This window comes from Acholeplasma laidlawii, from assembly GCF_015709225.1.
GTDB classification, from domain to species: domain Bacteria; phylum Bacillota_I; class Bacilli_A; order Acholeplasmatales; family Acholeplasmataceae; genus Acholeplasma; species Acholeplasma laidlawii_A.
The window spans coordinates 45391-56476 of record NZ_JADNRS010000043.1 but is presented as its reverse complement, the minus strand read 5'-3'; the positions used below and the strand labels follow the sequence as shown (position 1 = coordinate 56476).

Annotated in this window: 13 protein-coding genes; all 13 read right to left on the bottom strand. The window is 31.7% G+C overall.

Annotated elements, in window-relative coordinates:
* Positions 1 to 1106, bottom strand: a 1106-nt coding sequence (locus tag IY230_RS04780; RefSeq protein WP_230852599.1) for an immunoglobulin-like domain-containing protein, incomplete at its 3' end; no start/stop codon positions are given.
* A gap of 147 nt (positions 1107 to 1253) precedes the next feature.
* Positions 1254 to 2231 (bottom strand): endonuclease, encoded by a 978-nt coding sequence (locus IY230_RS04775; RefSeq protein WP_196370269.1) that lies wholly within the window; start codon positions 2229 to 2231, stop codon positions 1254 to 1256.
* Positions 2224 to 3027, bottom strand: a complete 804-nt coding sequence (locus tag IY230_RS04770) for a hypothetical protein (protein WP_196370267.1) — start codon at positions 3025 to 3027, stop codon at positions 2224 to 2226. The genes IY230_RS04775 and IY230_RS04770 overlap by 8 nt, the downstream gene beginning before the upstream one ends.
* Positions 3028 to 3196: 169 nt before the next feature.
* Positions 3197 to 3370 (bottom strand): helix-turn-helix domain-containing protein, encoded by a 174-nt coding sequence (locus IY230_RS06785; protein ID WP_374978445.1) that lies wholly within the window; start codon positions 3368 to 3370, stop codon positions 3197 to 3199.
* A gap of 267 nt (positions 3371 to 3637) precedes the next feature.
* The gene (gene nusG / locus IY230_RS04760) at positions 3638 to 4186 is read right to left on the bottom strand and encodes a transcription termination/antitermination protein NusG (RefSeq protein ID WP_196370265.1); all 549 of its coding nucleotides are present in this window, start codon (positions 4184 to 4186) and stop codon (positions 3638 to 3640) included.
* A complete protein-coding gene (locus IY230_RS04755) occupies positions 4186 to 4605 on the bottom strand; it encodes a preprotein translocase subunit SecE (RefSeq protein WP_196370263.1) in 420 nt (139 codons plus the stop codon). The genes nusG and IY230_RS04755 overlap by 1 nt, the downstream gene beginning before the upstream one ends.
* Before the next feature lie 12 nt (positions 4606 to 4617).
* Positions 4618 to 4767 carry a 50S ribosomal protein L33 gene (gene rpmG, locus IY230_RS04750; RefSeq protein WP_012242106.1) on the bottom strand — a complete coding sequence of 50 codons (150 nt, stop codon included), beginning with the start codon at positions 4765 to 4767 and terminating at the stop codon, positions 4618 to 4620.
* Positions 4768 to 4926: 159 nt separating this feature from the next.
* Positions 4927 to 5454, bottom strand: a complete 528-nt coding sequence (locus tag IY230_RS04745) for an SHOCT domain-containing protein (RefSeq protein ID WP_196370261.1) — start codon at positions 5452 to 5454, stop codon at positions 4927 to 4929.
* Between the two features lie 47 nt (positions 5455 to 5501).
* Entirely contained in the window at positions 5502 to 5999 is a 498-nt protein-coding gene (locus IY230_RS04740) for a sigma-70 family RNA polymerase sigma factor (RefSeq protein ID WP_196370259.1), read from the bottom strand.
* 9 nt (positions 6000 to 6008) lie between these two features.
* Positions 6009 to 6701, bottom strand: coding sequence for a 23S rRNA (guanosine(2251)-2'-O)-methyltransferase RlmB (gene rlmB / locus IY230_RS04735; protein WP_196370257.1), 693 nt, complete (start codon positions 6699 to 6701; stop codon positions 6009 to 6011).
* Between the two features lie 45 nt (positions 6702 to 6746).
* Entirely contained in the window at positions 6747 to 9398 is a 2652-nt protein-coding gene (locus tag IY230_RS04730; RefSeq protein ID WP_196370255.1) for an HAD-IC family P-type ATPase, read from the bottom strand.
* The gene (locus IY230_RS04725; RefSeq protein ID WP_196370253.1) at positions 9391 to 9768 is read right to left on the bottom strand and encodes a Mini-ribonuclease 3; all 378 of its coding nucleotides are present in this window, start codon (positions 9766 to 9768) and stop codon (positions 9391 to 9393) included. Before IY230_RS04725 ends, IY230_RS04730 begins: the two co-directional genes overlap by 8 nt.
* Positions 9768 to 11072 (bottom strand): cysteine--tRNA ligase, encoded by a 1305-nt coding sequence (cysS, locus tag IY230_RS04720; protein ID WP_196370251.1) that lies wholly within the window; start codon positions 11070 to 11072, stop codon positions 9768 to 9770. Before cysS ends, IY230_RS04725 begins: the two co-directional genes overlap by 1 nt.
* Positions 11073 to 11086: the final 14 nt, after the last annotated feature.

Here is an 11086-nt window from a genome sequence, read left to right as displayed (position 1 = left end):
ATTTTTTGTTCACCTAATGTTTCAACTGTTAATGTATTACCATTACCAGTTGTTCTGTCTGCATATAATCTAACTGAACCATCTTTATTTAAACCAATAATATTATTATAAGATCCAACAGAATCTGTAGTGACATTAAATACGGACTCTACTAGTCCAACTGAGACTGCATTATTTCCAGTTGTCATATTACCGGTAGCTGTACCCGTGTATTTAAATGTAACAGTTTCACCAACTACTGGAACTTCATCACTTGTTACAATTACTCTTACAGTAACTTCTTCTTTGTTACCAGTATTATCAATTGCAGTATACGTAATGTTATAAACGCCTTTAACAGCTAAGTTAACATTTGTAGTATCTACAGTAACATCAACTTCTCCGTCTACATCATCCGTTGCTGACACACCATCTAAGTAAGATGGTTCAGCATCACCAATTGTGTAGTTGATGTCTACTGCACCAGTAATAACTGGTTTAGTTGTATCTTCACCATCAGTTACTGTAATTTGAACAACAACTTCAGCGACATTACCTTTTAAATCAGTAGCTGTGTAGATAACATCATATGTACCAGCAACTTCTAAATTAACATCACTTGCATCAACTGCTACTTGAACAACACCATCTACATCATCCGTTGCTGAGACACCATCTAAATAAGATGGTTCAGCATCACCAATTGTGTAGTTGATGTCTACTGCACCAGTAATAACTGGTTTAGTTGTATCTTCTGGAGTTACTATAACATCTTCTAATTTAATAACAGTTAAATCAAAGGGGATATCCTTTGAATTACTACCTAAAGTTACTTTGGCAGTTAAGGTGACTGATTTATCAGTACTTTGTCTAGTAACTTTCCCCATGTTATTTTCTATTAAGATAACAACGGGATCACTTGATGTCCATGTAATTGTAATATCTTTATTATCTTCTATGCCAGAAGGTAATGAGAAATCAGATGTTATATAGTCTAATCTATCTCCCTCTGTTAAATTAATTTGTACTTTTTCAAGCAATTCAGTCGGCAGTGTATCAATGGATTCACATGAAACTATAAATATTGAAATAAGCATGATTGTAAATATCGTTACAAGTTTTTTCATAGTGTGAAATCTTCTCCTTTAATTTTCGCGTAACATATCAATATACATAATTTAAACTCAAATTACAAGTAATATATGAATCTTTATGCAAATTTTATAAAAACGGTTACATATATATAAAAATATGACCGTTATAGGTCATATTTTTCAATTATTAAACATTATATCTACAAGATCTGGATAATCAATAAATGGATTTCTATTGCTTTGTATTGCATAGATCTTATTATTTCTAGATATTTCAAATGGACTCACCGGGTCCATCTCATGCCACATCAAGAATAAATCGAGTTGTCCAACCAGTTGAATATTAAGTTCATACCTAATATAGATGTATAAGATAATCCTAGCTACATCACCAATATGATCTTCACCCGGATAAAATCCATTACCAATACCTTTCCAAGAACCACCCAATGGATTATCTACAAAGAACTTATTACCTCTAGTAGAGTTTACTTGTGAATTTGCAGCACGTAGATTGTGCAGATCATCTTTTATAACACCTAAGTGAGACTGTGGCCAAACGTGTTCTCTATTACCATATGCTTCAAATCCGGTATAGATATTATAGTTTTGGCCTTCATAGTTATCAATTTGTCTAACTTGTGCGGTAGTGCCTGTGGCACGACCCTTTGTTTTAATCATGGATGATAGTTCAACTGTGAACTCATCCATGAGTAGTCCACTTAAGCTTTCATAGTAGCCAGTAAATTCATAGTCAGTGTAACCAGATACATTAATACTAAATATTTTATCTTTAGTTTCTTTTTTATAACTTAAGGTTGCTGTTAGGTCAACACTTGTGTCTTCTTGAGGTCTATTAATCACCGCAAACAGTCCTTGAGGTTTAATGATACTTTCCGCGCCTGATGACCATAAAAGGGCTACATCCGGGTATTCGCTAACAAATAACGGTAATCTAAAGTCACCAGTTACACTATCCATAGTATCGCCTTCTTGAAACTCGAGTGTTAAAACCTCATATGCTTGGTTTATAAGTTCAATTGCACCTGTATCAACTTTAGGTTTACAAGATACTACCAAAACAGTTAAAAACAATGTTACAATCAGTAACATTGTTCTTTTAATGATTTGGTTTTGTTGTGAATCATATTTATTCATTATAAATCGCCTTTTTAATGGACTTCACTGCGGATGTAGATAAACTTGCATCCAGTAAGTAAATTGGAATTTCTTTAATAATTTGTTCAAAATGGTTTAATGCTTGATCCCAAAGTGCTTCTTCAGTTGGTCTTAATGTATTGGTCATTAAGTGTTTTAATGCTTCTTTTTCATTTAATTTTCGAACATTATCTGTAACACCTTGTTGTAAGAATACGATTGCTTTAAGTGGTTTCTTATCATTTGTATTGGAAGAGTATTGTCCACTAAATGGTGCACCATAAACAAAGATACCTTCACTTGTAACATCAAGTAACGGTTTATCATCATTTACCCAGGATACATCATCTTTATATAAGTGTTTCCACATTCTAGCATGTGTTGATTTACCTGTACCACTTGGTGCAGAAAATAAGATCACATCACCTTTATAGTTGATAGCTGAACCATGTAGTGGTAAAAGACCATGGCGTTGAGCTAATTCTAAAAAGATCATGCCAGTGTATACATATTCTGCTGTAGCAGCATCTGTAAATGTATCTTCATCAATCCAAATTTCAATGTTTCTATAGTTTTCATCATAATTCATATAAGCTTTTAAACCAGAAACACTCTTTGAAAAGACTCTGTGAAGCTTAGATGTTGGTTCATGAAGTTCTAGAGCGTATTTCACAGTGATTGTATGATCTACTTCTCTACTACCTTCATATATATAGTTTTCGATGTTGTTTTTGAAATATTGATCATATCGATAATCGAATTCTATGACCAGGCCTGCTATTAAGTATTTTTTCATATTTATTACCACCATTTCTTTCCTACGGTTTGATTATATCAAATAACTACATATAAATTAAGTGTTATCATATCATTATCCATATTTGTAAAATTTGTTTCATCTATACACAATGATGTTTAAAACTATATTTAAAAAAGATAACACATATGTAATAGTTTAAGATTTATTAACGCTTAGGTACTAATTCTAGTTTTAAATCTAGTTCATCAATGATTGTAATTAGTGTAGTCAAAGTAACGCTGTTTACTTGTTTTTCAATACGTGCTATAGCTGGTTGCTTTAAACCAGTTAATTTTGATAATTCTAGTTGAGTTATATTTAAATCTTTTCTTCGATTAATAATTTTTTCAACGATTGATTTTTCAAGTTCATAATGTTTACGCCATTTTTTCAGTAGTTATTCTTTATCTTCTATTGTAACTATCACTTTATTAATATCGGTACTATGAGTCATATGATGGTATCATTTCTCTAAGATTAGTACTTAAATTTTTATAAACTACGCCTACATATAATATAACATATCTGTTATATTATTTAAAAAGATTGATACTTCTTTACACAAATGTTTATCAAAAGAAAAGACATCCAAATGGATGTCTATATTTTAGATTTCTTTAAACTGAGTAAAGTCGATTTCTGTTGGCGTAGCTCTACCGAATACATCGATATCTACCATCATTTTTTCTTGGTCAGCGTCTACATAAGATACTCTACCAATTTGGCCTTCAAATGCACCTGAAATGATTTGAACTTCTTTACCAAGTAAGTATTCATAGTTAGGTTTAGAAATAACGTTTGCTTTTAAGAGAATAGGTCTGATTTCTTCTTCTAATAGTGGAACTGGTTTTGTACCACCACCAGATGAACCTAAGAAACCTGTAACTCTTGGCGTATTTCTAACAACGAACCAGGAATCATCTGTAACTAACATTTCAACAAAAACGTAACCCGGATAAATTTGGCGAACCTTTTCTTTATCTTTTCCGTCTTTATTCTTTTCAATATATGTTTCTTCAGGTACGATGATTTGGAAAATATAATCTTGCATACCCATAGAATCTACACGTCTGGCTAAGTCTTCTTTTACAGCTTTTTCATATCCGGAATAAGTTTGAATGACATACCAACGTCTTTTAGGCGTTCTAATTGCCATTATATTAATCCTTCTAGTAATCTTAAGATAATAATATCTACACCTGATACAAATCCTGTAACGATAAGTACGAAGATAATAACACGTGTTGCATTATCTAAGAACTCTAGCCATCCTGCCCAACTCACTTTTCTTAATTCCGGGAATGCTGGTAAGAAAAATGGATAAATAACAAGTGCTAGACCAAGTAATGCAATAACAAGTACTGTCCACGCAAAGATCATGTCATTTGGTGAACCACCTAATACTGGGAAACTCTCAGGGATATGAAATCCTTGAACGTTACCAATAATCATGATAGCTAAACCTGCTGTAATGGTTGCTAATATACCAAGAATTAAAGATTCACCTTTATATTCTGTGGATAGTATTTCAAGTAATTTGTTTTGTGGTTGTTGTTCTTTTTTCTTGATTGCCATAAAAATCAACTCCTATTTACTTTCTTTATGAAGTGTATGTTTGTTACATCTTGGACAGAACTTGTTCATTTCAAGTCTTTCTTTAGATGTTTGTTTGTTTTTAGTTGTTGTGAAGTTTCTACTTAAACATTCACTACAAACTAATATTATTTTTTCTCTCATTAAAAAACCACCTTTTGTAGTGGTTAATTGTTGGTAATATTATTTTACAACAAGTAACTCACTTAAGTCAATGCTAAACTATTATATCACATTATATAAACAAAAATCTTATAAAAAAATAGTTTTTATAGTTTACTTGATTAATTTATAGATTATAACTTATTCTATTTTACGTATTGCTTCTTGTCTAGATGCTTGATACTCTTCCTGACTAATTAATCCCTTATCAAACAACGCATTTAATCTATTAAGTTTGGACTCCAAATCATTGCCTGATTTATCTTTATAAGTTGAACTTTCTAGTTTACTTGCATCGATTATATTTAATATAGCAAATACTAATAAGGAGCCATATAGTGCCATTGTAAATAACTCAAAACTAGAAATACTATAGGTTAATAAGATAAACCCACATATAACTACGATTGCTATATTCCAACCCTTACTGTATTGCGCCTTAAAACCGGCAAATAATACAAATACAGCCATTAGTGCTATAACAAGTCCCATAATATTAAATACAGTGTTTAAAAGATCTGATGTAGATTCCAACTCTACATTAATTATCATTTGAATAAATCCATTTAAAAATATAAAACCTAGTCCTATAACTGCAAGTAATACGACATTGATAATACTTAGTACAAATACAATTGTACCGTATTTGAGTTTTCTTTGTTTTCCCATCTTAGTCCCCTTAAATGTTATTTCAAATATATTATAACAACTCTTAACTACTTTAGTTTGACTTTTATACGGTAAACCGCATTTTTAATACTTTTTTGAGTTTTATTTAAGTTAGAGGCGATGGTATCAATCGTAAGTTTGTCATCAAAGTACATCGTGTATATTTGCTTTTCTAGTGGTGATAAATAAATATCATTTGTGTTAATAACTTCATAATTGGGTGTATAGCTTTCTTTGATGAGTTCTGGTTTTTCAATTAAAACGTATTTAGAGGACTTGTCTTTTAAGGTAATAAACTTACGGTATAAGACCAGCTCAAAATATTTTGTAAAGGTTTTATTTTTAGACTCATCAAAGGTGTTTATACAATCAAGTAGAGTCATTAATGATTCTTGAAAAAAGTCATCATGATCTTTACTTGGTATATAAAATTTATAGATGTTTTTCAAAATAAGGGGCTTGTATTTTTGAAAGATTATAGAAATCACTTCTTCAGACTTTGTCGTTCGATATAAGTAGATGAGTTCATAATCATTCTTATACATAGCACTTACCTAAATTGTTTCATATAAGAGTAGCGCGGTTGCTACACTCACATTTAAACTGTTCACTTTACCAAGCATTGGAATGGATACTAATAAATCGCAACCCTTCTTTATCAAAGGTCTTAAGCCGAATCCCTCATTACCCATAATAATGAGTAAGTTTTCATTTTTAGGTATATCTTTATAACTTACAGTAGCTTCTCCTGCTGTACCAACGACTAGGAAGCCTTCTTTTTGTAGTTTAAGAATCGTTTGGTACAGATTTGATACTAAGATCAGCTTGACGTGTTCTATCGCACCAGAAGATGTTTTAGCAACCACACCAGTTAAAGGAACTTGATGTTTTTTAGAAATGATAACACCATCATAATTGGTTGCTTCAACACTTCTTAAAATTGCACCTAGGTTGTGTGGATCTTGAACTTCATCTAACATTAAAAAGCGTTGCTGGCGCGTTTTATCTAATACAACATCTAATTCTAGATATTGATAGTCTTTAACATCTGCAACTACACCATTGTGTACTGCATTGTCAGTTAAATTGTTTAAATGTCCTTTATTTGTTAGTTCATAGCTAATCTTATTGTTTTCTAAAAAGTTAATAAATTTACTATCACTAGATTTTTCATCTAAATAAAGTTTGTAAATCGGTCTTTTATTCAAAATTGCTTCTTTAATAACATTCTTACCGTAAATAATCATAATTTTTCTCCTTACTTTTAAGAAAAAGGTGCATCTAATGCACCTTTACTTCATCTCTGAAATGACATGTATAATGCGTCTAACAGCTGACTTTAGCCATTTGCTTAAATTAGTTAGTATATACATTAGTGGGTAACTTGTATAAATTAATACAATGAGTAATAAATTTTGAGGTAATGTCATCGGTGTAGAATTGGTGACATTATTAATTGTAATGATTGGTTGAATCTCTAATAATTCCGGTAGTAAGAATACTGCAAAAACTGCTAAGGATAGCATCGTAAAGAATAAAATACTACGTCTTGTATTTAGTGGTCTTGAAACACTATATAGCACCATAAATGATAATGCTGTTGCAGTTAGACCAATAAGTGTTGAAATACCACTGTGTTGGTTTGAACCCATACCTACATCAAGCCCTAAAGTGTGTGCAACACTATAAATTATAAGCGCATTTAATAAGACCACAATGGCACCAGGTAATGCATCTTTAATGATCTTAGCCAAGAAGTTACCTTCAATACGGTTGTTATTGTATTCTAAGGCAATAAAGAATGATGGTACACCTATGACTAATATTTCCATTATTAATAAATGGCTTGGTTTTAAAGGATATAAAGCTTCATAGCCCATCAAACCTCTAATGATAACGAGTAAACTTAAGAACAATGTAAAGAATGTCTTAGTTAAGTATAACTTGGATACTTTTTGAATGTTATTGATAACCCGTCTACCTTCACTTACAACCTTAGGCATATTCGCAAAGTTAGAATCCATCAAGACTAAGTGACTCACGTTTCTTGCTGCCTCAGAACCAGATGCCATCGCAATCGAAGTATCTGCTTCTCTTAAAGCAAGAATATCGTTTACACCGTCACCAGTCATGGCAACGACGTGACCGTTGTTTTTCATTGCTTCTACTAATAATTTCTTTTGATGAGGACTTACACGTCCAAACACAGTATATTTATTAGCAATTCTAACAACTTCTTTATCTGACATACTTTCTAGTGAAACATAACTTTCAGCATTCTTAATGCCAGCTCTTTGGCTAATACGAGATACAGTAAGTGGGTTATCCCCTGATATAACAACCACATTGACACCATTGTCTTTAAAGTATTGAATAGTATCCGGTGCATCTGCACGGATCGTATCCTCAATCATAATTAAAGCAATCGGTTTTAGTTTACCAGTTACTTCTTTACCATCAATTGGATCATCTGTATGAACAACCGCTAATACACGGTAACCCTCATTGGCTTGTTTTTCAACTTCGGCAGCAATTTTATTGTAATCTTGTTTTAAAACAAACTCGGGTGCACCCAGTGCAAACGTTCCATATTTTTCAAATTCTACTGCTGAATACTTTCTAGCAGATGAAAACGGAATAATTGCTTTATGACGTATACGCTTTTGATTACCAAAACGTTCATATAAAGCATCTGATGTTAAGTTTGAATCATTTTGAGCATTAAGCATTGCTGATACTAATTGTTTTAATGTAAGACCTGGAACCGTTTCAAATTCAATGACAGATTTTACTGTCATTGAACCATCTGTAATGGTTCCTGTTTTATCTAAACATAGCGTATCAATACGTGCTAACATTTCTATACAATATAATTCTTGAACTAATGTATTATTTTGACCTAATCGAACAACCCCTACAGCAAGCGCTACTGATGTTAATAAGAAGAGTCCAGAAGGAATTAAACCAATAATTGCACCTGCTGTACGCTCAACTAAAATCGGTTGAATGATTTGATCATAATTACCATTTAGTCCAAGCATATATAAACCGGCACCAATTGGAATAATTAAGAATCCGATGATTCTAACAATTAATTTTAATGATCTGAAGATATCAGATTTAGGTTTTTTATACTTTTTAGCTTGAGAAGTTAATTTTTCAATATAAATATCATTTCCGATTGCTGTTGCTTGCGCATAGACGGATCCTGATATAACAAATGAACCACTATATAAAGTGTCGCCTGCTTTTTTAACAATCGGATCAGACTCACCAGTAAGCAAGGATTCATTGACTTCAACTGAACCTTGTCTTACAACAGCATCCACAATAATTTGTTTACCCGCAGATAATTTTAAGATTTCATCAATCACTACATCAGCAACACCAATTTCTTGTTCTAGGCCATCTCTTATAACCATCGCTGTTGGTGCAGATAATAAAGATAGTTTATCAATCATCTTTTTAGCATTAATTTCTTGAATAATACCAATGGTTGTATTCATTGCAACAATAACAATCGATACTGTTTGTGTAAATTTAGCACCTGTTATAAGTAAAATAATAACAATCGCCAAAATAAGCATATTAAAGAACGTGAATACGTTTGAAAAAATGATACTGCTTAATGTTTTAGTAGAACCTTTATCAGAAAGGTTCACTAAACCTGCAAGCTGTCTTTTTTCAACATCATCAGTTGTTAGACCATGTTCCACATCCGGATTATATCTTTCAATAACAATATCACCTTTTGACTTAATTCTAGTTGGGATATGTGCACTTTTAACTTTTTTATTTTCAATCAAGCCTAAAGGATCCCCCTTCATTTCGAAAGGTTCTTCGACAATGACTGTTTGAGGAGTTTTTGATTTCTTTTTAGTTTTCGGTTCTTTGGCTTGCTCATCTAAGAGCGCCAATAGTTCATTTTGTACATCTTTAGCCATTGTAACCACCCTGTTTTATAAATGTAATACCTAGATTAATTAAATCTTTAGCGCGTTGTTCATCAATTAACGATAAATAGCCTATTAAACTTTCAAATCCGGTTGCTTGTTGATATGTCACCATATCCATTTGTTTTCTTGAGTTGTGAGATTTATTTCTACCTTTTTTATAGGCATCTATCTCTTCATCAGACAAAATCTCTAAACTAAGAAAATAATTCATAATCGAAGCTTGTGCTTCATTTGATGCTAATCTAACCTTTTCAGTATGTAGTTTACCTACATTTCTAATACCTTGAGTAATCAAATATCTTCTGATTTCAAGTTCATAATAAGCATCACCTAAATATGCAAGTGCTAAACCATTCATTAGATAAACCCTTTATCTAATAATGGTTTTCTATAGATATCAGCCTTTTCATAATTCTTTTCTAATCTTGCTTGTTGCCAATTATTATAATTTTCTATGTCTTCTTCTAATACTTCAAAGATTTTTGGTTTTAAACCTAATGTGTTTAGAATTAATATAATCGTGTTATAATTTTCTGCTTTAAAATCTTTGTTTAGATCTTTAATGAGTTTGTCTATTAATGTAATCACTCTTGGTGTTGCAAAATCATCATTCATGAATTCTTCAAAGGATTTGATACTTTCATGATCTAGTCCATTTTCATCGATATTGTTTAATATCATATGAAAATGCCACTTATTCAGTGTATATGATATTTTATCATAAGCCTTTTGATATTGTTCAATTAAGTCATCGCTAAACTGAATTGGCGCTCGGTAATGATGTGCTAAAAGCATTAAACGATATGCATTTGGATTATAGGTTTCTACAAGGTCTTTAAGTTTGATATCGTTACCTAATGATTTACTCATCTTTTCATTTGCTAAATCTAGTCTACCAACATGCATCCAGTATTTAGCTAAATGGTGATCATGTTTTGCAACAGACTGTGCAATTTCATTTTCATGGTGTGGGAATTTTAAATCAAAACCACCACCATGAATATCAATTTTGCCACCAAAGATTTCATTTGTCATGACAACACACTCTGTATGCCACCCAGGACGACCATCACCCCATGGTGCATGATATTTAATACCATCTAAAGTGTTTTTCCATAAAGCAAAATCATAGTCTTTTTCTTTATCAGTTTCTAAATCAATACGGACGCCTGTCTTTAAGTCTTTAACCTGTTGGTTCGACAATATCCCATAGTCTTTGATTTTATCCACTCTAAAATAGACACCACTTTGGGTCTTATATGCAAACCCATCAGCAATTAACTCACCAATAAACTTGATCATCTCTTCAATATAGTTGGTTGCATGCGGTGTAACATCAAAATTATATCCACCAATTTTTTTAGCTATTTCAAAAAAATTGTTGGTATAAGTAGTAGCTAGTTCTTTTTCAGTTATATGTAGTTTTTGGGCTCTGTCAATGATCTTATCATCCACATCTGTGATGTTAGATGCGTATTTAACGCCATAATCTAGATATTGTAAGTAACGTTTGACAACATCAAAGAAGACAACAGGTCTACCGTTACCAATATGTATATCATCATAGACTGTTGGTCCACATACATACATATTTACTTTATTTTCGTGAATTGGCTTAAATTCTTCAATTTTATTTGACAATGAATTATATATTTTTAACATGTAGTAAACATTCC